This window comes from Erwinia sp. GW821-FHT03D09, from assembly GCF_059420805.1.
This window is the reverse complement of sequence record NZ_JBWKUK010000006.1, coordinates 196924-218753: the sequence shown is the minus strand read 5'-3', so window position 1 is coordinate 218753 and position 21830 is coordinate 196924. Positions and strand designations below refer to the sequence as shown.

At 51.5% G+C, this 21830-nt stretch carries 14 protein-coding genes and 1 pseudogene; 8 read left to right on the top strand and 7 right to left on the bottom strand.

Annotated features, from left to right (window positions below; genetic code table 11):
• Nucleotides 1–18: 18 nt before the first annotated feature.
• Together AC07U6_RS07965 and metK are read right to left on the bottom strand one after the other, a co-directional pair.
• The gene (locus AC07U6_RS07965; RefSeq protein WP_494763745.1) at nt 19–1416 is read right to left on the bottom strand and encodes a sugar porter family MFS transporter; all 1398 of its coding nucleotides are present in this window, start codon (nt 1414–1416) and stop codon (nt 19–21) included.
• 586 nt (nt 1417–2002) lie between these two features.
• On the bottom strand, nt 2003–3157 hold the full coding sequence (gene metK, locus AC07U6_RS07960) for a methionine adenosyltransferase (protein WP_494763744.1): 1155 nt from the start codon (nt 3155–3157) through the stop codon (nt 2003–2005).
• 867 nt (nt 3158–4024) lie between these two features.
• Here metK and speA point away from each other — a divergent pair.
• Together speA and AC07U6_RS07950 are read left to right on the top strand one after the other, a co-directional pair.
• On the top strand, nt 4025–6001 hold the full coding sequence (gene speA / locus AC07U6_RS07955; protein WP_494763743.1) for a biosynthetic arginine decarboxylase: 1977 nt from the start codon (nt 4025–4027) through the stop codon (nt 5999–6001).
• A gap of 340 nt (nt 6002–6341) precedes the next feature.
• Nucleotides 6342–6716, top strand: a pseudogene (locus tag AC07U6_RS07950) (DUF4225 domain-containing protein); the annotation flags it as partial.
• Nucleotides 6717–7530: 814 nt separating this feature from the next.
• On the opposite strand, the gene AC07U6_RS07945 reads toward AC07U6_RS07950, so the two are convergent.
• Nucleotides 7531–8678, bottom strand: a protein-coding gene (locus AC07U6_RS07945) for an IS3 family transposase (protein ID WP_494763741.1) whose coding sequence is annotated in 2 segments (ribosomal slippage) — nt 7531–8441 and nt 8441–8678 — 1149 coding nt in all. Because the reading frame shifts where the segments join, the coding sequence is not laid out codon by codon here.
• A gap of 44 nt (nt 8679–8722) precedes the next feature.
• Nucleotides 8723–8875, bottom strand: a complete 153-nt coding sequence (locus tag AC07U6_RS07940; protein WP_494763740.1) for a DUF4258 domain-containing protein — start codon at nt 8873–8875, stop codon at nt 8723–8725.
• Nucleotides 8876–9153: 278 nt separating this feature from the next.
• On the opposite strand from AC07U6_RS07940, the gene speB reads away from it, so the two are divergent.
• Nucleotides 9154–10074: an agmatinase gene (gene speB, locus AC07U6_RS07935; RefSeq protein ID WP_494763739.1), complete on the top strand. Its 921-nt coding sequence runs from the start codon at nt 9154–9156 to the stop codon at nt 10072–10074.
• 74 nt (nt 10075–10148) lie between these two features.
• On the opposite strand, the gene AC07U6_RS07930 is transcribed toward speB, so the two are convergent.
• The gene (locus tag AC07U6_RS07930; RefSeq protein WP_494763738.1) at nt 10149–11420 is read right to left on the bottom strand and encodes an OprD family outer membrane porin; all 1272 of its coding nucleotides are present in this window, start codon (nt 11418–11420) and stop codon (nt 10149–10151) included.
• Between the two features lie 494 nt (nt 11421–11914).
• Nucleotides 11915–12673: a metalloprotease LoiP gene (loiP, locus tag AC07U6_RS07925; protein WP_494763737.1), complete on the bottom strand. Its 759-nt coding sequence runs from the start codon at nt 12671–12673 to the stop codon at nt 11915–11917.
• A gap of 289 nt (nt 12674–12962) precedes the next feature.
• Between loiP and tkt the strand changes: the two genes are divergently transcribed.
• A complete protein-coding gene (gene tkt / locus AC07U6_RS07920; protein WP_494763736.1) occupies nt 12963–14954 on the top strand; it encodes a transketolase in 1992 nt (663 codons plus the stop codon).
• A gap of 78 nt (nt 14955–15032) precedes the next feature.
• Here tkt and AC07U6_RS07915 read toward each other — a convergent pair whose 3' ends face one another.
• Nucleotides 15033–16892, bottom strand: coding sequence for a sulfatase family protein (locus AC07U6_RS07915; RefSeq protein WP_494763735.1), 1860 nt, complete (start codon nt 16890–16892; stop codon nt 15033–15035).
• 380 nt (nt 16893–17272) lie between these two features.
• On the opposite strand from AC07U6_RS07915, the gene epd reads away from it, so the two are divergent.
• The 4 genes from epd to mscS all read left to right on the top strand — a co-directional run bounded on the left by epd (nt 17273) and on the right by mscS (nt 21721).
• A complete protein-coding gene (epd, locus tag AC07U6_RS07910) occupies nt 17273–18319 on the top strand; it encodes an erythrose-4-phosphate dehydrogenase (protein WP_494763734.1) in 1047 nt (348 codons plus the stop codon).
• Between the two features lie 21 nt (nt 18320–18340).
• Nucleotides 18341–19504 carry a phosphoglycerate kinase gene (pgk, locus tag AC07U6_RS07905; protein ID WP_494763733.1) on the top strand — a complete coding sequence of 388 codons (1164 nt, stop codon included), beginning with the start codon at nt 18341–18343 and terminating at the stop codon, nt 19502–19504.
• Nucleotides 19505–19586: 82 nt separating this feature from the next.
• Nucleotides 19587–20666: a class II fructose-bisphosphate aldolase gene (gene fbaA / locus AC07U6_RS07900; protein WP_123331122.1), complete on the top strand. Its 1080-nt coding sequence runs from the start codon at nt 19587–19589 to the stop codon at nt 20664–20666.
• A gap of 182 nt (nt 20667–20848) precedes the next feature.
• A complete protein-coding gene (gene mscS, locus AC07U6_RS07895; RefSeq protein WP_494763732.1) occupies nt 20849–21721 on the top strand; it encodes a small-conductance mechanosensitive channel MscS in 873 nt (290 codons plus the stop codon).
• The last annotated feature ends 109 nt before the right edge of the window (nt 21722–21830 follow it).

The following is a 21830-nucleotide window of genomic DNA, read 5'->3' as shown; positions in this document are numbered from 1 at the left end:
GCTCCGGCCGTGTGGTCATCAGTCGCGAGAACCGATATCACGCAGTTTTTTACCGCTCAGCAGATTGCGTTCGATGTGTTCAAGGGAAATGCCTTTGGTTTCCGGGATCAGGCACAGCGTCAGCACAATAAAGAACAGGTTAAGTGCGGCATACACCCAGAAGGTATTGGCGTTACCTAGCGTATTCAGCATGGTCAGGAAGGTTGCCCCGACGATCATGTTGGCGATCCAGTTGGTTGTGGTGGAAACCGTAATCCCGAAATCGCGGCCTTTCAGCGGCTGAATTTCAGAACACAGTACCCAGATCAGCGGACCAGCACTCATAGCAAAACCAACGATAAACATTAACAGCATACCGATAGCGAAGTACTGCGCCGTCGGGGAATTGATACCGATGTGCAGCATGGTACCGAGAATACCCATGCCCAGCGCCATCACCATAAAGCCGAGGATCAGCGTTGGCTTACGGCCCCAGCGGTCCACCAGACCAATAGCAATAAACGTCGCCAGTACGTTAACCAGACCGACGATGACCGTACCCCACATCTGCTGCGTGGTGTTGGCAAAACCGGCAATTTCAAAGATTTTCGGTGCGTAGTACATGATCACGTTCATGCCGGTAAACTGCTGCATCACCTGCAGCAGAATGCCCAGCCACACCGCACGGCGGAAGTTGCTGTTGTCTTTGAACAGCTCCCAGCCGGACTGTTTGATCTTCAGGCTTTCACGAATTTCATCCAGCTCACGCTTTGCCTGTTCGCTGGTGTCGCGCAGGCGATCCAGCACGCGCTGGGCATCGCGGAAGTTGCCTTTTGCCGCGAGCCAGCGTGGGCTGTTTGGCAGGAAGAACACGCCAACCAGCAGCAACAGGGCAGGAATAGTGATCACGCCCAGCATCCAGCGCCATTCGCCGCTATAGCTGAAGGCGGTATCGGACAGGTAAGCCCCCAAAATACCGATGGTAATCATCAACTGGTACAGCGAAATCATACTGCCGCGAATTTTCTCCGGCGCGATTTCAGACAGATACAGCGGAGCAGTATAAGAGGCTACGCCGACGGCCAGGCCAAGCAGAACGCGGGCAACAATCAGCATTTCCGGGTTAGGTGCCAGGGCTGACCATAGCGAACCGATAACAAACAGCACTGCGCCGATCATCAGGCTTTTTTTACGGCCAAGGTAAGAGGACAGCCAGCCGCTGCCGATGGCACCAATGGCAGCACCGAACATCATTGAGCTGACGATCCACTCCTGCTGGTGAGCGGTTACGTTGAAATCTTTCGAGATAAAGGGCAGGGCACCGGCGATTACGCCGATATCCAGGCCAAACAGCAGGCCTGCCAGAGCAGCGAGGAAACAGACGAACAGGGTCATGGCTTTGTTCGATGTTCTGCTGTGAGTTTTTATTCCAGGCATTATGCCTCCATTAATGACGGCTTAGTATTGCGATCAATGTTAGACAACCAGCGTCCATCAGACTGTGCGATAGGTCACACCAGTGTAATCGGTTACACTAATTATTATTGTTTAAAGCTTCGGCAAGGTGCATAAACCGGCCTTTTAATCAGTATTTAACGATGTTTTGTTGTATTTTTTCTCACTGTAATAAATGGTTGCCGAACGTTTCTGAAAATATAATATTTTTTATCTTTGTGGTAATGAAGTAATGTCTTAAATACAGGAAATATAGAGCTTTTTTTTAGTGTAATCGGTGCCAGTTTGGCGCACTGGATTACTTAAAATGTAGCTGGTTGTGCGAATGTTAATTTTTGGTTGCAGGGGAGGGGGGGATGTCGATCTTGCTGATGAGCTGATGAGCTGATGAGCTGATGAGCTGATGAGTGTTGTTACTATGGAAATGGCGCTGGCTGACTGGTATCCGCGGCAGAGGCTGGGTATTCACACACAACGTTACATACAAAAAAACCGCCATCTAAAAGATGGCGGCTTTATCTCATTTAAGGGCTAACCCGAAGGCACCCTCAGCACAGCGGCAGACAACTTATTTCAGGCCGGCAGCATCACGCAGCAGGGCAGCTTTGTCGGTTTTTTCCCATGGGAAATGTTCACGACCAAAGTGACCGTAGGCCGCAGTCTCGCGGTAGATTGGATGCAGCAGATCCAGCATCTGAATCAGACCGTAAGGGCGCAGATCGAAGAACTCGCGCACCAGCAGAGTCAGCTGCTCGGTAGAGACTTTCTCCGTGCCGAACGTTTCCACCATGATGGAGGTTGGCTCTGCAACGCCGATAGCGTAGGAAACCTGAATCTCACAGCGCTCGGCCAGGCCGGCAGCGACGATATTTTTCGCTACGTAACGCGCCGCGTACGCGGCTGAACGGTCAACTTTTGATGGATCTTTACCGGAGAACGCACCGCCGCCGTGGCGAGCCATGCCGCCGTAGGTATCAACGATGATTTTACGACCGGTCAGACCGCAGTCACCCATCGGGCCACCGATAACGAAACGGCCGGTCGGGTTGATGTGATATTTGGTGCTGGTATTGATCCACTCAGTGGGCAGAACCGGCTTGATGATCTCTTCCATCACCGCTTCCTGCAGATCTTTCTGCGAGATGTCCTCAGAATGCTGAGTAGACAGCACGACCGCATCGATACCGACAATTTTGCCGTCATCGTACTGGAAGGTAATCTGGCTTTTCGCATCCGGGCGCAGCCACGGCAGGCTGCCGCTTTTGCGTACTTCTGACTGGCGCTGCACCAGACGGTGTGCGTAAGTCACCGGAGCTGGCATCAGCACGTCGGTTTCATTGGTGGCGTAGCCGAACATCAGGCCCTGATCGCCCGCACCCTGCTCAAGCGGATCGGTACGATCAACGCCCTGGTTAATGTCAGGAGACTGTTTACCAATCGCGCTCAGTACGGCGCAGGAGTTGGCATCAAAGCCCATATCGGAATGAACATAGCCGATATCGCGCACGGTTTGACGGGTGATCTCTTCGATATCAACCCATGCACTGGTAGTAATTTCACCACCAACCAGCACCATGCCGGTTTTTACATAGGTTTCGCAGGCCACGCGTGCTTTCGGGTCCTGCTCGAGAATTGCATCGAGCACGGCATCGGAAATCTGGTCGGCGATTTTATCAGGATGTCCTTCTGATACGGACTCGGAAGTAAACAGGTGTTTAGCCATTATATTCTTTACCTTACTAATACGGGTTGAAGATCGACTGCATAGCGCAAAAACTGGAGATTAGCCTGAAATTCAGGGCATATATCTGTTCTTAGCGCCCCCCCTCAGGCAAAGCCATGAGCAGTGAGTATCCTTTTCAGGGATATCACCCCCGTAGTATCGGAGGTAAATCAAAGACGCTTAGAAGTTAACCAGTATAGATGGATTAACATCTGGACGGCTATTTTAGGTTACACGTTAAGCGGATTGCCAGCATTTTTTGCCGAGGAAGGTTTTATCATTTGTAAAAAAGTGGAAAATTATCCTGACAGATGTCCCAACCGCCACATTTAGATTTTGCAATTTTAGTCACGTAGCTGTATAAAACGCCGCTGCCTGTGGCCACTTTTTCAGGCATGCAACTGACCCGCCAGCAATGAAAAAATACGCGCTGGTATTCACCCGCAGTTTTGGTTTTTTTCCACGCGCCGGTCGGTGTGTGTGGAGGTGACAACAGTAATGAACCACGGTGTTTCACTCGTTCAGTTACGCCATCCCGGCGTGTTCAATTTCCCCTCATGCGGTACGACTCCCTGTACAGTTCGCCGAAATTTTGTGCGTGCTGGCAACAATCCCGACACCAGCGCCGGTTAATCTGCTTCTGACGTTGTGACCAGGTTCTCTCAGATTTACCTGAGAGTTGTCTCGATTGGTTTTCCGACCCGTTATACGGAGTCCGCGACGTGTTTTACAATGTTATACTTCAGAAACCGATTTTAGCGGCACTTCAGTCTGCCAGACTGAACATCCCGGTAATTGATGGATTATTGTCACAGACTCAGTCTGCGGCGGCTTGCTGTTTTGCATTACAACAATTTGAGGTTCGCAATGTCTGACGACATAAAGAATGTAATGGGTTCGTCAGCGGGCGAACAGAGTGTTCTCCGCTCCATGCAGGAGGTGGCCATGAGCGATCAAGAAGCCAGCAAAATGCTGCGTACTTACAATATTGCCTGGTGGGGTAATAACTACTATGACGTCAACGAACTGGGCCATATCAGCGTTTGCCCGGACCCTGATGTTCCTGAAGCGCGCGTTGACCTGGCGAAGCTGGTAAAAGAACGCGAAGCCAATGGCCAACGGTTACCGGCGCTTTTCTGCTTCCCTCAGATCCTGCAACATCGCCTGCGTTCAATTAACGCGGCGTTCAAGCGTGCGCGTGAGTCCTACGGCTATCGCGGCGACTACTTCCTGGTCTATCCGATTAAGGTTAACCAACATAAGCGCGTCATTGAATCCCTGATCAACTCCGGCGAACCGCTGGGGCTGGAAGCCGGTTCCAAGGCAGAACTGATGGCGGTACTGGCGCACGCCGGGATGACCCGCTCGGTGATTGTCTGTAACGGCTATAAAGACCGTGAATATATCCGCCTTGCGCTGATCGGCGAAAAGATGGGCCACAAGGTCTATCTGGTGCTGGAAAAAATGACTGAAGTCCAGCTGGTGCTGGAAGAAGCCGAACGCCTGAACGTGGTGCCGCGCCTCGGTATCCGTGCGCGTCTGGCATCGCAGGGTTCCGGTAAGTGGCAGTCAAGCGGCGGTGAGAAATCGAAGTTTGGTCTGTCGGCGACCCAGGTACTGAAGCTGGTTGAGATTATGCGTGAAGCGGGGCGGATGGAAAGCCTGCAGCTGCTGCACTTCCATCTGGGATCGCAGATGGCTAACATTCGCGATATCGCCACCGGTGTGCGCGAATCGGCGCGTTTCTATGTTGAGCTGGCGAAGCTCGGGGTGAATATTCAGTGCTTTGACGTCGGCGGCGGTCTGGGCGTTGACTATGAAGGCACGCGCTCCCAGAGCGACTGCTCGGTGAACTACGGCCTGAATGAATACGCTAATAACGTTATCTGGGCGATTGGCGATGCCTGTGAAGAGCACAATCTGCCGCATCCGACGGTGATCACCGAATCCGGTCGTGCGGTGACGGCGCATCATACCGTACTGGTTTCCAACATCATCGGCGTAGAGCGCAATGAATTCAGCACGCCACCACCACCGTCTGAAGATGCCCCACGCCCGATCGTCAGCATGTGGGACACCTGGCAGGAAATGCACGAGCCGAATAACCGCCGCTCGCTGCGTGAATGGCTGCACGACAGCCAGATGGATTTGCACGATATCCATACCGGCTATTCTCAGGGCACCTACGATCTGACCCAGCGCGCCTGGGCCGAGCAGCTGTATCTCAACATCTGTAACTACATTCAGCAGCATCTGGACCCGAGCAACCGCGCGCACCGCCCAATCATTGATGAGCTGCAGGAGCGGATGGCGGATAAGATTTACGTCAACTTCTCCCTGTTCCAGTCAATGCCGGATGCGTGGGGTATCGATCAGCTATTCCCGGTGCTGCCTCTGGAAGGGCTGAACAAGGTGCCGGAGCGCCGTGCGGTGCTGCTGGATATCACCTGTGACTCGGACGGCACCATCGATCACTACGTTGACGGTGACGGGATTGCCACCACCATGCCGATGCCGCAGTACGACGTGGATAATCCACCGATGCTGGGCTTCTTTATGGTCGGTGCATATCAGGAGATCCTCGGCAACATGCATAACCTGTTCGGAGATACCGAAGCGGTTGACGTGTTCGCTTTCTCCGACGGCAGCGTGGAAGTTCAGCTGTCTGACGAAGGGGATACCGTGGCGGATATGCTGGAGTACGTGCAGCTGAATCCTGCCGAGCTGTTGACGCATTTCCGTAACCAGATCAAAGAAAGCGATCTCGACGACGACCTGCGCGCGCAGTTCCTGGAAGAGTTCGAAGCGGGCCTGTACGGCTATACTTATTTAGAAGATGAGTAATTAAGTACTTAAAGGTTGAGTACTAAGATAGTACTCAACCTTTACTTTCAACGTGTTACCTAAAATCAGACATCTTCATAGCGAATAAAGGATTCCCTATGATCGTGTATTTTTCATGTAGTAATCGTGGCTACTATATCTGGCAAAAATCCCATCAAGATAAACTCATCCGTTTTGATCTCAAAACCAGAGATTTTCAAACTGTTTCAATCCGCTCTAAAGTATTGCTCAGTGCCTATCATCGACTTAAACGCCAACTTACTGATTATAAAGCCATAAGAGATCAGCTCTTACTTGAAAGGGAGCGTTGTATTGAGCATGAACTACATCAACGGCATATGAGTCTGTATCTCCTCTTATTTATGAACATGAGCATAAGGACTCTGGTTTACTCAGAGATGCTTATAGAAAAGGAGCTAAATTAGCTGGCTTGGACCAAAAATATGGTGACTTAGCCTATAGCACCGTTGATTTCTCTATAACTGCTTATGCTGGGTATCGTGGCTTAGTTTTAAAGAACAATGCTAATAGACTCGCGACAAGTGGATTGTTTGAAAAACCCGGTACTGGCATGCTATTCAATAATCTTAAACCTGATTATGGGGCTAAGTGGGATACTAAAGGTGTTCCAATGAGAATTTTCATGGTAGGTACCTCCATCGTTAAAGCAAAGATTCTTTTTGTCGACGGTACATATGAACTAAATGATGAATGAAAAAATTCATTTATCAATGTATTCTACTTTTGGAGGTGAAACTCGATATAAAAACATAAGAAATCTAAGTCTCACCAATTTTGCGGTTAGCAGAAAACCTAGTTTCATTCCTCTGCTATTAATCCAGATATAGATAGAGATAAAAAGAATAAATGATACCAAATAAAAAACAGCCTGATTTATATTATCACTAAAGAAGTAAGATCCGAACATCATTACAAAAAAAACAGGGGAAAGAAATATCATGTTGCCACCGCATAGCTCAGCAACTACCAGGATGTAGTATTTCAGTGACTCATCATCAGTCGTTTTCACACCTTTTCCATAGGTTTCATTTTTTTTATCTCTATACTGATTCTTTAATTTTAGTAGCTCTTGATAAGTGAATCCATTTCTCAAAATTAGCCTATTTATTTTCATTTTTGTACTGTCATGTTATTGTCACTGATTATTTATTCTAACCCACCTCATTACAGCAAGACAAGCCTTTAATTAACCCTGTTGCTCAGTATCGCGGCTTGATACGCACATAAACTAAATCGTCGGTACTGAAAAAGAAAAAGATAGCAGGTCATGCAACATAAACCACTGAAAGAGGATTGAAACACTTCGAATTTTAACTATTACGATTTAATTTTACTTAATATAAAAAGCACTTCACTTTTTACTTGCATAAGTAATCCCTTGTGCCTTTCGGTTAGAGAATAAAAATTCTGGCTTATAATTATTTCGCTAACTAAAGGCAGTTACCTTAGCACCACGTTTATTTGCGAGTCACAGTAGTCATTCAGCATTATGAATCGCCACGGATAATCTAGACACTTCTGAGCCGTTGATAATATTGATTTTCATATTCCGTCGGTGACATCTGATTGCTCGAACCATGCCGACGCTTACTGTTATAAAACATTTCGATGTAATCAAAAATATCGCTGCGGGCTTCTTCCCGCGTTCCGTAGATCTTTTTCTTTATCCGCTCGCGTTTCAGTAACTGGAAAAAGATTTCTGCAACCGCGTTATCGTGACAGTTACCGCGACGGCTCATACTCCCTTCCAGGCCGTGTGATTTCAGGAACGACTGCCACTCATGGCTTGTGTACTGACTGCCCTGGTCCGAGTGAACCAGCACCGGTCTTTGCGGATTACGCCGCCATACAGCCATCAGCAGTGCGTTCAGGACAATGTCCTTTGTCATCCGGGATTGCATTGACCAGCCGATAATTTTGCGTGAGAACAGGTCAACAACCACAGCCAGATACAGCCAGCCTTCGTGAGTCCTGATGTAGGTTATGTCCGTTACCCAACGCTCATCCGGAGCATCCGGATTGAACTGTCGCTGGAGCCTGTTGGGCGACACGATACTGGCCTCGCCTTTGCGTGCCCGCGGGCTCCGGTACCCGACCTCAGCCTTTATCCCGGCACTATTCATCAGTCGCCAGACTCTGTTCACTCCGCACCGTTGCCCGCTATCCCGCAAGTCCAGATGGAGCTTGCGATAACCATAAACGCAACCGGACTCCAGCCAAAACTGTTTGATCTGTCCCGTCAGTCTCAGATCTACCTGGTGGCGCTGAGAATACGGTTGCTTAAACCAGGCGTAAAAGCCACTGGGATGAACATCCAGCACCCTGCAGAGCAGACGAACAGGCCAGCAACGGGAGTTGTCACGAATAAAGGCGTACCTCAGTCGGACAGCTTTGCGAAGTACGCCGCGGCTTTTTTTAATATGTCCCGTTCGTCAGTAACCCGCTTCAGCTCTTTCTGGAGACGGCGGATCTCGGCCTGAGCATCTGACTGTTCTTTATTAGTGGAAGAATCCGGACCGTACTTCTTTATCCAGGCGTAAAGGCTGTGGGTGGTGATATCGAGACGTGTTGCAACGCGGGAAACAGAATGACCGCGATCAATAACCTGTTTGACTGCTTCAATTTTAAACTCTTCGGGATAACGTTTACCGCTCATGGGCACCTCTCTTTAAGTCATTTTAAATGACTCCGAGGTGTCTGTTAAACCCGTGGCGATTCAGTAATCGTTTTTTTATCCAGAATAACTTTCTCTCCATCGCCTGAATCTGAACCAAATGTAAGTGCGATATCAATTAAAGCCTGCTGAATACCTCTCTCATTCATTCGCTTGTAAGCATGTCGTGTCAGATTCATCGTGCCTCCAGATGATGAAAAGAGTAGGAGGTCATTTTTTGCTTTCTTCAATAGTCTAATTTTGACTATTTTATCATGACTGATATTTTTAGGATTGAATGGGAGAAGTGCTTCACACGCATTCCCCTGGACATGCTAAAATAAGGGCATAATCTGGTGTGATATTTCGCTCACCAACCCCAAATCCCTTTCTCGTCGGGCCTAACGACGCGGCGGGGATTTTTTTTCATCGGTAGCGAGCCGTCAGCGCTGGCTGAACAGTCAATTAAGGAGTCGTTATGCACAACACTTTGGGTAATCAGTATGATAACTCTCTGGTTTCAAATGCATTTGGATTTATGCGTTTCCCGGTCAACTTCCAGCCATACGACAGCGATGCCGAGTGGGTGATCACCGGCGTACCTTTTGATGCTGCGACTTCCGGCCGCCCGGGCAGCCGTCTGGGGCCGGGCGCTATCCGCCAGATTTCTACCAATCTGGCGTGGGAAGGATGCCGCTGGCCGTGGGAGTTCAATCTGCGTGAGCGTCTTAACGTCATTGACTGCGGCGATCTGGTTTATGCCTTCGGTGATTCTCAGGACCTGAGCGATAAGCTGCAGGCGCATGCGGAAAAACTGCTGGCGAACGGCAAGCGCATGCTGACTTTCGGCGGCGATCACTATATCTCGCTGCCGCTGCTGCGCGCACACGCGAAAACCTTCGGCAAGATGGCATTGGTACATTTCGATGCCCATACCGATACCTACGATAACGGTCCAACCTTCGACCACGGCACCATGTTCCATACTGCGCCGAAAGAAGGTTTGATCTCACCGGAGCATTCCGTACAGATCGGTATTCGTACCGAGTTCGACAAGTCGCTGGGCTTTAATGTGCTGGATGCTGCACAGGTTAACGATCGCAGCGTGGACGATATTCTTGCCCAGGTGAAGCAGATTGTGGGTGATTTACCTGTCTATCTGACCTTTGACATCGATTGCCTCGATCCGGCTCACGCGCCGGGTACCGGTACGCCGGTTATCGGTGGGCTGACCAGCGATAAAGCGACCAAACTGATCCGCGGCCTGCAGGGAATGAATATTGTAGGGATGGATCTGGTGGAAGTGGCACCGGGCTACGACCAGTCGGATATCACTGCGCTGGCAGCGGCAACGCTGGCGTTAGATATGCTGCACGTGCAGGCGGCTAACAAAGGTTAATCCCGACAACGACTGCCGTACAATCTCGTGCGGCAGTCGTCTTTTTTATCTCATTTAGCGATGAGATAACATCGTTAAAACGCGCTAAACGGGTAATCAACGTATACGCGGACCTCGTTACCCCCGACGTTATAATCGCTGGCGTTGCTGGATACCCGCAGTATGGAATAACGCAGGGTTAGCTTCAGGTCTTTCGCCGGGCCGTTTTGCACCTGATACTGAATCTGGTTAAACCACTCGTGTTCCTTGCCGTTGCTGGTTTCTGCGGTTTTAATGTTATCCCCGCGAACGTAAGCGGTAGTCCAGCTCATACCTGGTAATCCTATGCCGGAAAAATCCAACCCGTAAGAGGCCTGCCATGAACGCTCATCCTCACCATCAAAATCCGACCAGTAGGAGTTGGACAGCCAGATGGTGTTACCGCCGTCGCCGGTGCCATCAGCATTGCGATAGCCACCGTATTGATAACCGGTGCTGCCGCTGCTGTGCTGATAAGCCAGTTTGAAGGTATGAATATCCCAGATGTAGCTCGCCGCCAGGCTCCAGATGGTGTTGTTGCGGCCGGTATCGAGTTTCCGCGCATAGTCAGAATCAAGGCGCGAGTTATAGCCGTTGAAGTCGAGAACCAGTTTCTGTTTGCCGCTGAATGGCTGATTGTAGTTCATGCCGAGATACTGTTTTTTCAGCACGTCTTTGACATCGGAAGCGTAGGCCGAGCCGCTGAATCGGTCGTTGAACTGATAGCTGGCACCGCCGAATGACAGGCTTTTCAGGCCGCTGTTGTGGCGATCGTCGCTTTTACGCTGCTCGTCCGTGAAATAACCGGCGTTAATCTCCAGCCCGGTTATTTCTTTCGAGGTCAGCATCGCCCCGGTATAGGTTTCCTGCAGCAGGCGTGAATCATCGGCATAAAGAATCGGCAAAATAGGGTACTGATTTCCGTAACTTAATACGGTGTTTGAGATGCGCATTTTGGCCGTTGCGCCAAATTTTGCCAGATCGTGTTTAGCGCGACCGCCGTCGCTACCCTGTTTGAAGAAATCGATGCCGCCGGCGCCGCTGCGTCCACGGCCGCCGTCAAGGCGTACGGCGTATTGCGCGATGCCATCAATGCCGAAACCAATCAGCCCTTCGGTATAGCCTGAATGGAATTTAGTGATAGCACCCTGGCCCCATTCAGCTTTATCCTGCACGCCGTTGCGGTAATCGCGATCAATATAAGCGTTACGTAACAGCAGGTCTAAATGGCTGTCGGCAATAAAACCTTTGCTGTCTGCTTGCTCACTGGCGAAGGCCGGTATTACGGCGCATAAATTTAATGTAATTAATAATAGTCCTTTTTTCACTGGCGTTATTTCTCTGGCTGAAGAAAATGAAATATAAACATTACCCTGGTGGTATTTACCATGGCGTTAAGCGATTACAATCGTTAAATACCTATTAGGCCCAGGCTCAGGGCGCTATGCAAGGACTTTGTAGTCGAATTGCCTGCAATGTTTGATTTGGACTTTCCTGAGGCAGGCATAATAAAACGCATAAATGGATGAGTTATGATTTTTTATAGTATCTGGCGGAGATGAATCTGTCGGGGAATCTGGATTGTAATTTGAATAATTAACACGTTGTGCGATTTAGTCGGTAAATTATGCTTAGTTAATATCTTTTGTATTAAATTTATAATCTATGTTTATTATTAATCGAATTATCTTCAACGTTGTTTTCAATGCGTGGACTGTCAGCCTGAGTTGGCTGCTCATTGTCCCATCGGCGAATAATTAGATTTTTTGCGGAACGGTAATGCGGGCTTTCCACCTGAAGTGATGGTCAGCCCGCTTTAAGTTTATTTGATCCCGTCTGCCGCCATCCGCTCACGGATATGCTGCGCGCGTGCTTCAGAGGCAGGGTGATCGTCAAACATTGAACTCTGGCGGCCGGCTTCCAGTTTCGCCAGCTTTTCAAAGCTGGTGGCCAGTCCTGCCGGGTTAATGTTGCGCTTGCGCAGCAGATCGTAGGAATAATCATCCGCTTCAGACTCCTGGCGCTGCGAGAACTGTGATTTCACCAGTTTCTCCCCAATATCACCAAGCTGCGACTGGGAAAGTGAAGCGGCAATGCCACCGGCAGACGCTGCGGCGGTGCGTGCAGCGGTCGTCGCGTAGGCCACCTGCATGGCTTTGCGCGAGTGGCCTAATGCAACGTGACCCATTTCGTGGCCCAACACCGCCTCAACTTCATTGTCGGTCATCATATCCATCAGGCCGCTGTATACGCGAATACAGCCGTTAGCCATCGCCCACGCATTGACGTCTTTGGTGAGGTAAACCTTGTAGTTAGCCGGCGTGCCGTTGATGTTATCGCCCAGTGCGGCAGAAATTTTGTTCAATCGCTTGGTATAGGTGCTGTTGGCATCGGCGATTTGCGTGCTGCTGTCCATCTGCTGGCAGGATTTTTCACTTAGCTCTTTTACCTGCGCATCGCTCAGCGTGGCAGCCTGAAAAGCCTGTGCGCCGGACTGCATCAGTCCATTGCTGTCGAAGTTCTGACAGCCTGAAACAAGGGTTGCCAGCGCTAGCGCGGCAAAAGAAATGCGTTTCTTCATTCCGTTTTATCCATTAGTAGTAACAAGGTAATTAAATCATAAAGTTAGCGGGTGAAAGAGAGATTAAAGATCCGCCAGATAGTTGAGTTATAGTCTTTACTGCCGTCTTTGCCTAGCCGGGAGATTCCCAAAGTGCAACTTATGTGATTATTTTTACATCCCGCGCCATGTACATGTTACCCATATTTCATGTACATTGATGGGCGACTTTCCTTCGGCTTTGCCTGATAACTCATTAATTACAATAGGTTAAGTACGGCGAAGCGTTAAATCCGACCTGGAGTAGAAAATGTCTTCTCGTAAAGAGCTTGCCAACGCCATTCGCGCATTGAGTATGGATGCGGTTCAGAAAGCTAAATCCGGCCACCCGGGTGCCCCAATGGGTATGGCTGATATCGCTGAAGTGCTGTGGCGCGATTTCCTGAACCACAACCCGTCTAACCCGCTGTGGGCCGACCGTGACCGCTTCGTGCTGTCCAACGGCCATGGTTCAATGCTGATTTACAGCCTGCTGCACCTCACAGGTTACGATCTGCCAATCGGCGAACTGGCTAACTTCCGTCAGCTGCATTCCAAAACCCCAGGTCACCCAGAGTACGGCTACACAGCAGGCGTAGAAACCACCACCGGTCCTCTGGGCCAGGGTATCGCTAACGCCGTTGGTTTTGCGATTGCCGAGCGCACGCTGGCTGCACAGTTTAACCGTCCTGGCCATGACATCGTTGACCATAATACCTATGTGTTCATGGGCGATGGCTGCATGATGGAAGGCATCTCCCACGAAGTGTGCTCGCTGGCGGGTACCCTGAAGCTGGGCAAACTGGTGGCGTTCTACGATGACAACGGCATCTCTATCGATGGCCATATCGAAGGCTGGTTCACCGACGACACCGCGAAGCGCTTTGAGTCTTACGGCTGGCACGTGGTGCGTGGCATCGACGGCCACGACGCTGAAGCGATCAAAAAAGCGGTTGAAGAAGCCAAAGCAGTTACCGACAAGCCTTCACTGCTGATGTGCAAAACCATCATCGGCTTCGGTTCACCGAACAAAGCCGGTACTCATGATTCTCACGGCGCACCGCTGGGCGATGCTGAAATCGAACTGACCCGCAAGCAGCTGGGCTGGGCCCACGCACCGTTCGAAATCCCGCAGGATATCTACGCGCAGTGGGATGCGAAAGAAGCAGGCCAGGCAAAAGAATCCGCATGGGATGAGAAGTTTGCTGCCTATGCAAAAGCCTTCCCTGAACTGGCGGCCGAGTTCAAGCGTCGCGTAAGCAACGAACTGCCGGCTAACTGGGCGGAAGAATCGCAGAAATTTGTTGAGCAGCTGCAGGCTAACCCGGCGAAAATCGCCAGCCGTAAAGCATCTCAGAACGCGATTGAAGCGTTCGGCAAACTGCTGCCGGAATACCTGGGCGGTTCCGCTGACCTGGCACCAAGTAACCTGACCATGTGGTCTGGTTCTAAGCCAATCAACGAAGATGCAGCAGGTAACTACATCCATTACGGCGTGCGCGAATTCGGTATGACCGCGATCGCTAACGGTATCACCCTGCACGGCGGCTTCCTGCCTTACACCGCAACCTTCCTGATGTTTGTGGAATATGCGCGTAACGCAGTGCGTATGGCGGCCCTGATGAAGATCCGTCAGGTGCTGGTTTACACCCACGACTCTATCGGTCTGGGCGAAGATGGCCCGACTCACCAGCCGGTTGAGCAGCTGGCCAGCCTGCGCGTTACGCCAAACGTCAGCGCATGGCGTCCATGTGACCAGGTAGAGTCTGCCGTGGCCTGGAAATACGGTATCGAGCGTCACGACGGCCCTACCGCACTGATCCTGTCCCGTCAGAACCTGGCACAGCAGGAGCGTACGCCTGAGCAGCTGGCGAACATCGCTCGCGGTGGTTACGTGCTGAAAGACAGCGCGGGCACCCCTGATGTGATCCTGATTGCGACCGGTTCAGAAGTTGAGCTGGCGGTTGGCGCGTTCGACAAACTGACTGCGGAAGGCCACAAGGTTCGCGTGGTGTCTATGCCGTCTACCGACGCCTTCGACAAGCAGGATGCTGCCTACCGTGAATCCGTGCTGCCGAAAGCGGTTAGCGCTCGCGTAGCGATTGAAGCGGGTATCGCGGACTACTGGTTCAAATACACCGGTCTGAACGGCGCTATCGTTGGCATGACCAGCTTCGGTGAATCTGCACCAGCTGAGCAGCTGTTCGATCTGTTTGGCTTCACCGTGGATAACGTGGTTGCTAAAGCGAAAGGCCTGCTGTAATCCATCGCAACCGGCCTTATTACGGGCCGGTTTACTCGATAAAGCACCGCTTAGCGGTGCTTTTTTTCGGCCAGACGATCAGTCCTGAATCATCTTCTCAAAATGCGTGCTATCCAGATGCCAGCTGTGTGCTTTGCTGTCAGGAAGGAAGCTGCCGTCATCCTCTCCAATCTCCTGGCGATACCTGGCGTTGAGCTTTTGGTTCATGGCCATAATCAGATCGCGATGCTGTTCGGGTTCACGGGCCAGATTATTCATCTCCTGCGGATCGTTGCCGAGATCGTAAAGCTCCAGATCGTTCATCGCCAGCAGCTGTTCCCAATTCTCCGGCATGTTGTGCTGGCGCAGTGAATAGTAGCGAGCAAACTTATAGCGCCCATCAAACAGCATGCGCACGCCGCTGCGCCGGTGATAGTCCGGTGCAAGTTGCTGAATTTGTTTCTGCTTTTCGGCGGTGTTCAGGCTTGGATTATCCCGCACATCAAAGACTTTCCGCAGGTAGTTATCATCGATGTACAGCATCATATCGTAGCAGTAGAGGCTGGCGTCACGGATCTGGTGCAGACTGGCCCGCTCGGGATCTTTGATTAGCGCGCTGAAATCTTTGCCTTTGCGGTCGTGCAGCAGCGGGGCGATCTGCTCAGCGGGTTTTCCGGTCAGGCCAAGTAGAGTTGGTGTCAGGTCCAGGTGGCTGGTCAGTGCGTTGCAAACCTTTCCGCCGGGATAGGCGGGATGACTGATAATCATCGGCACCTGTACCTGCTGCTGGTAAACGCAGGTTCCCTTACCGTGCATTTGGTGAAATCCCTGTAACTCGCCGTGATCGGAAGTTATCACCACAATGGTTTTTTCCGTCAGGCCGAGCGCGTCCAGCTCGTTCAGCAGGGCGACGACATGGGTATCGTTATCGCGGATACAGTTAAAATAGTAATCCTGCAGCTTGCGCCAGCGGCGATCCTCGTCGGGAAACTGCCCAACCAGCATGGCCCGTGCCTGCTGATAGTTCAGCTGTGCAGCCGGCCTGCCCGATTGCTTAAACGGCTGATGACGGCTGGCGGGCAGAGGCACCTGATCCCAGCGCGCAGCATACAGCGCATTTTCCGGCGGCTGGCTGGGGCTCATTGGCTGGTTTTCGTTTAGCTTCGAGTGCCACTGAATACGTTCTCCCGGCGCATCGGTATCGATAAACATCACATCGTGCGGATTCACGAGGTTCACCGCCAGCAGCCACGGACGCTGGTTATCGCTCATATTTCTTCCTTTACTGCGCAACCAGCTGACGGACTGCGCTAAGGTCAGTGAGTCGTAGACATAGCCCCCTTTGCGCAGGCCAATTAAATCGCCAATGCCGGAGTAGTCCTGAAAGCCATATTGCTGCATATCCTGATGCAGCGGGGCATGGTCAATATCGTCAATATCCCTGGATGGTACATCTTTTAGCGACAGTTCCAGCGGGCGGGAGAGATGCCATTTTCCTTTGTAGGCGGCGTAATAGCCGAGTTTATCGATCATGCTGGCTACCGTACCCAGTTTGGGATCGAGGCTCCACGGCATCCAGGGGAGCCCTACATTATCGAACATGCGGGTTTGTGGCATATGCAGGCCGGTATACATGACCGAACGCGATGAGGTACACACGCAGCTGTTGATGTAGTGGCGGGCAAACGTTGTCCCCGTTTTCATCAGGCGTTCACGGCCAGGAACGGGAAAAGGGTAGTGCTCGAAGTAGCGCTCCTGATCGGAAGTAATCAGCAGAATATTGTAGCCATCAGGCAACTTTTCCGGTGCGGTAAACGGCGGATGAGCGGCCGCTGATTCGTTTTCTGCCGTGGGGGAGGCGAGGGCCGATGGAATCAAATGGCTGGTGGCGATTGCCCCGGCTCCTTTCAGCAATGTGCGGCGTGAAATTCCGTCTTTATCTGAAACGTTGTCCGGCATGGTGATCTCCCTTCTTATTGTGGTGTTATTAAAAAGTGAAACCCCAGATTAAGCGCATTATCGGGAGACGGTTTACATAAAGTGGTATTTGTCTAAAATTTCACCGTGATGCGCAGTTGGCCGGATAAATATGCGTTAAAAGGTGCCATTTTTTGCGTAATTTTGTGACGCAGATCGAAAGTTAAGCGCCGCAGTTGATCCCGGTCATTCCTATTATTCCTCACTTCCATTATTCTAGCTGAAGCGTTTCAGTTTGATTGTTGTCGCGGATACAGACTCTGGCCTGCCGCTGCGGTGACGCAAGAATTTCCTGTACAAATCGCGGCGTCTGGCTCAGGCTAATCGTCCGATTTCATAGAGAATTCTGATGCAGGAGTAATATGACGGTTCGCATTGCCATTAACGGATTTGGTCGCATTGGGCGCAACGTGTTGCGTGCGCTTTACGAAACCGGACGTCGTGCTGAAATTACGGTGGTTGCCATTAATGAGCTGGCCGACGCCGCCGGGATGGCCCATCTGTTGAAATACGACACCAGCCATGGCCGTTTTGCCTGGGATGTGCGCCAGGAGCACGATCTGCTGTCGGTTGGCGATGACGCTATCCGCCTGCTGCATCACGCCGATATTGCCTCGCTGCCGTGGCGCGAACTGAATGTGGATATCGTGCTGGACTGCACCGGTGTCTATGGCAGCCGTGCCGATGGTGAAGCGCATCTGCTTTCAGGGGCGAAAAAAGTGTTGTTCTCCCATCCTGGGGGCAATGACCTGGATGCCACGGTCGTTTTCGGCGTGAATGAGCAAGAGCTGCTGCCGGAACATCTGTTAGTATCGAACGCGTCCTGCACCACTAACTGTATTATTCCAATAATCAAACTACTGGATGATGCGTGGGGGATTGAGTCGGGTACGGTGACCACCATCCACTCCGCGATGCACGATCAGCAGGTGATTGATGCCTATCATCCCGATCTGCGGCGCACCCGTGCGGCCAGCCAGTCGATTATTCCGGTTGATACGCGTCTGGCCGCGGGCATCACCCGCATTTTTCCGAAATTTAATGACCGTTTCGAAGCGATTGCCGTACGTGTGCCGACGATTAACGTGACGGCAATTGACCTCAGCGTCAGCGTGCGGGATGCGGTCAAGGCCTGCGAGGTCAACGCCCTGCTGCAAAGTGCGTCAGAAGGCGCTTTTAGTGGTATAGTTGACTACACGGAATTACCGTTAGTCTCTATTGATTTTAATCACGACCCGCACAGTGCCATCGTTGACGGCACGCAGACGCGGGTCAGTGGTCAGCACCTGATTAAGACCTTGGTCTGGTGTGATAACGAATGGGGCTTTGCTAACAGAATGCTGGATACCACGTTAGCGATGGCCGATATCGGTTTCAGTCAGGACGCAGCAGCGTCTGTAAAACTTTGAGAATCAACGAGAGGGTTCACCATGTCTGTAATTAAGATGACCGATCTGGATCTTGCTGGTAAACGTGTTCTGATCCGTGCCGATCTGAACGTGCCGGTAAAAGAAGGGAAAGTGACGTCGGACGCACGTATCCGTGCTTCTCTGCCGACTATCGAAGCGGCTCTGAAGCAGGGCGCAAAAGTGATGGTTACCTCCCACCTGGGCCGTCCGGTTGAAGGTGAATACAACGAAGAGTTCTCCCTGCTGCCGGTGGTTAACTACCTGAAAGACAAACTGGGCGCGGATACCGTTTCTCTGGCGAAAGATTACCTGGACGGCATTGAGCTGGAAGCCGGTAAGCTGGTGGTGCTGGAAAACGTTCGCTTTAACAAAGGCGAGAAGAAAGACGACGAAGCCCTCTCTAAAAAATACGCCGCGCTGTGCGACATCTTTGTGATGGATGCTTTCGGTACCGCGCACCGCGCTCAGGCCTCTACTCACGGTGTGGGCAAATTTGCTCCGGTTGCCTGTGCAGGCCCGCTGCTGTCAGCTGAGCTGGAAGCATTAGGTAAAGCCCTGTCTAATCCTGCACGCCCGATGGTTGCCGTTGTCGGTGGTTCTAAAGTTTCCACTAAATTCGACGTGCTGAACTCGCTGGTGAAAATTGCTGACACCGTTATCGTCGGCGGCGGCATCGCCAACACCTTCGTGGCTATCGACAACAACGTCGGCAAATCTCTGTATGAGCCAGATTTCGTTGAAGCAGCGAAAAAACTGCGCGACGAGTTCAAAATTCCGGTTCCTACCGATTCCCGTGTGGGTACCGAGTTCTCTGAAACCGCGCCTTCAACCGTGAAGAAAGTGAGCGAAGTTCAGGATAACGAAGAGATCATGGACTTCGGCGACGAAACCGCACTGGCGATGGCTAAACTGCTGAAAGAAGCCAAAACCATCCTGTGGAACGGCCCGGTTGGCGTGTTCGAATTCCCTAATTTCCGTAAAGGTACCGAAATCGTTGCTAAAGCGATTGCAGACAGCGAAGCATTCTCCATCGCAGGCGGTGGTGATACGCTGGCCGCTATCGATCTGTTCGGTATCGAAGATAAAATTTCCTATATCTCTACCGGCGGCGGTGCTTTCCTGGAGTTCGTGGAAGGCAAAACTCTGCCAGCAGTCGCTATGCTGCAAGAACGTGCTAAGCAGTAATTAAACCTCTGGGCGGAGCCGCGTGAGGCTCCGCATGAGAACAGAATCCTTTAATACGACCGAAGAAACAGGACAAGCTAACATGTCTAAAATTTTTGATTTCGTAAAACCAGGCGTTGTCACCGGCGATGACGTGCAGAAGATCTTCAAAGTAGCGAAAGAGAACAAATTCGCTCTGCCAGCGGTTAACTGCGTCGGTACCGACTCAATCAACGCCGTGCTGGAAGCTGCTGCTAAAGTAAAATCTCCGGTCATCGTTCAGTTCTCTAACGGCGGTGCTGCTTTTATCGCTGGTAAAGGCCTGAAATCTGACAAGCCACAGGCTGCTGCAATCCTGGGTGCGATCGCAGGTGCTCACCACGTGCATCTGATGGCAGAGCACTACGGTGTGCCGGTTATCCTGCATACCGACCACTGCGCGAAGAAACTGCTGCCGTGGATCGACGGTCTGCTGGACGCGGGTGAAGCTCACTTCGCTAAAACCGGTAAGCCACTGTTCTCTTCTCACATGATTGACCTGTCTGAAGAGTCTCTGGAAGAGAACATTGAGATCTCCAGCAAGTATCTGGCGCGCATGGCGAAACTCGACATGACTCTGGAAATCGAACTGGGTTGCACCGGCGGTGAAGAAGATGGCGTGGACAACAGCCATATGGACGCATCTGCTTTGTACACTCAGCCAGAAGACGTTGATTACGCTTACACCGAGCTGAGCAAAATCAGCCCGCGTTTCACTATCGCTGCCTCTTTCGGTAACGTACACGGCGTGTACAAGCCAGGCAACGTGAAGCTGACCCCAACAATCCTGCGTGACTCTCAGGATTACGTTAGCAAGAAACACAACCTGCCGCACAACTCCCTGGACTTCGTATTCCACGGTGGTTCCGGTTCTTCAGCTGCTGAAATCGAAGAATCTATCGGCTACGGCGTGATCAAAATGAACATTGATACCGACACCCAGTGGGCAACATGGGACGGTATTCTGCAGTTCTACAAAAAGAACGAAGACTATCTGCAGGGCCAGCTGGGTAACCCAAATGGCGTGGATAGCCCGAACAAGAAATACTATGACCCGCGCGTCTGGCTGCGTTCTGCACAGGCGTCCATGGTTGTTCGCCTGGAGCAGGCTTTCAAAGAGCTGAATGCAATCGACGTTCTGTAATTTGTCCGCTGTGCAAAAAAGGCCCGAAAGGGCCTTTTTTTATGCGACTATTCCCATAGGTTCCAAATAATTACGCCAGAAATCTGGCAGATTTTCCTACTGTTGCTTACTCTTAATGCTCAGGCTGCCGCCAGGCGGCAGAGTTTTGAACGATTCTTTTGGGCAAACAACAGGATGGGAAAATGGAAGATTTAAACGTGGGCAATGGCTTCAGCAATGCGGGGAGCTGGCTGGTGCGCAACCAGGCCCTGCTGCTGAGCTACGCGGTAAATATTGTTGCAGCGATAGCAATCATCATTATCGGGATGCTGATTGCGCGCATTGTTTCCAATACTATCAATCGCCTGATGCGTGCCCGTCACCTTGATGCGACGGTGGCTGATTTCCTTTCTGCGCTGGTGCGCTACGGCATTATTGCCTTTACGCTGATTGCCGCGCTGGGGCGCGTGGGCGTGCAAACCGCATCGGTCATTGCCGTGCTCGGTGCCGCCGGTCTGGCCATTGGTCTTGCACTGCAGGGCTCGCTGTCTAACCTGGCAGCCGGCGTGCTGCTGGTGACCTTCCGTCCGTTCCGCACCGGTGAGTTTATTGATATCGGCGTTTTGGGAACGGTTCAGAACGTGCAGATCTTTTCTACCACGCTGAAAACTGCTGACGGCAAAATTGTCGTGGTGCCCAACGGGAAAATCATCGCCGGGAATATCATCAACTTCTCCCGCGAGCCGGAGCGCCGCAATGAGTTTATTATCGGCGTGGCCTACGACGCTGACGTTGATGAAGTGATTACCCTGCTGCGTGGCATCGTTGAGGCGGAACCGCGCGTGCTGCAGGAGTGCGGCGTGCAGATTGGCCTGAACGAAATGGCACCGTCTTCACTGAACTTCGTGGTGTTCTGCTGGAGCAAAGCAGGGGACCTCCAGCAGGTTTACTGGGATCTGATGAAGGAGTTCAAAAACGCGCTGGACGCGAAAGCAATCGGTATTCCTTATCCGCAGATGGGTGTTCATCTGCATCAGACCAAAGCGCCGGAAGTGGATCTGACTAAACAGGCGTAACGCTTGTCAGTAAAACCCCCTGCCAGACGCTGGTGGGGGGGGGCTCAACCGCCACATGATGGCCGACTGCGCCTGCGGTTTTACATCCTCACGCCGTGTTGCGATTCGC

Excerpts from the sequence above, each read along its gene's own strand:
- AC07U6_RS07965 (WP_494763745.1), bottom strand. The coding sequence starts at position 1,416 with ATGCCTGGAATAAAAACTCACAGCAGAACATCGAACAAAGCCATGACC.
- metK (WP_494763744.1), bottom strand. The coding sequence starts at position 3,157 with ATGGCTAAACACCTGTTTACTTCCGAGTCCGTATCAGAAGGACATCCT.
- speA (WP_494763743.1), top strand. The coding sequence starts at position 4,025 with ATGTCTGACGACATAAAGAATGTAATGGGTTCGTCAGCGGGCGAACAG.
- AC07U6_RS07940 (WP_494763740.1), bottom strand. The coding sequence starts at position 8,875 with ATGAATCTGACACGACATGCTTACAAGCGAATGAATGAGAGAGGTATT.
- speB (WP_494763739.1), top strand. The coding sequence starts at position 9,154 with ATGCACAACACTTTGGGTAATCAGTATGATAACTCTCTGGTTTCAAAT.
- loiP (WP_494763737.1), bottom strand. The coding sequence starts at position 12,673 with ATGAAGAAACGCATTTCTTTTGCCGCGCTAGCGCTGGCAACCCTTGTT.
- tkt (WP_494763736.1), top strand. The coding sequence starts at position 12,963 with ATGTCTTCTCGTAAAGAGCTTGCCAACGCCATTCGCGCATTGAGTATG.
- AC07U6_RS07915 (WP_494763735.1), bottom strand. The coding sequence starts at position 16,892 with ATGCCGGACAACGTTTCAGATAAAGACGGAATTTCACGCCGCACATTG.
- epd (WP_494763734.1), top strand. The coding sequence starts at position 17,273 with ATGACGGTTCGCATTGCCATTAACGGATTTGGTCGCATTGGGCGCAAC.
- pgk (WP_494763733.1), top strand. The coding sequence starts at position 18,341 with ATGTCTGTAATTAAGATGACCGATCTGGATCTTGCTGGTAAACGTGTT.
- fbaA (WP_123331122.1), top strand. The coding sequence starts at position 19,587 with ATGTCTAAAATTTTTGATTTCGTAAAACCAGGCGTTGTCACCGGCGAT.
- mscS (WP_494763732.1), top strand. The coding sequence starts at position 20,849 with ATGGAAGATTTAAACGTGGGCAATGGCTTCAGCAATGCGGGGAGCTGG.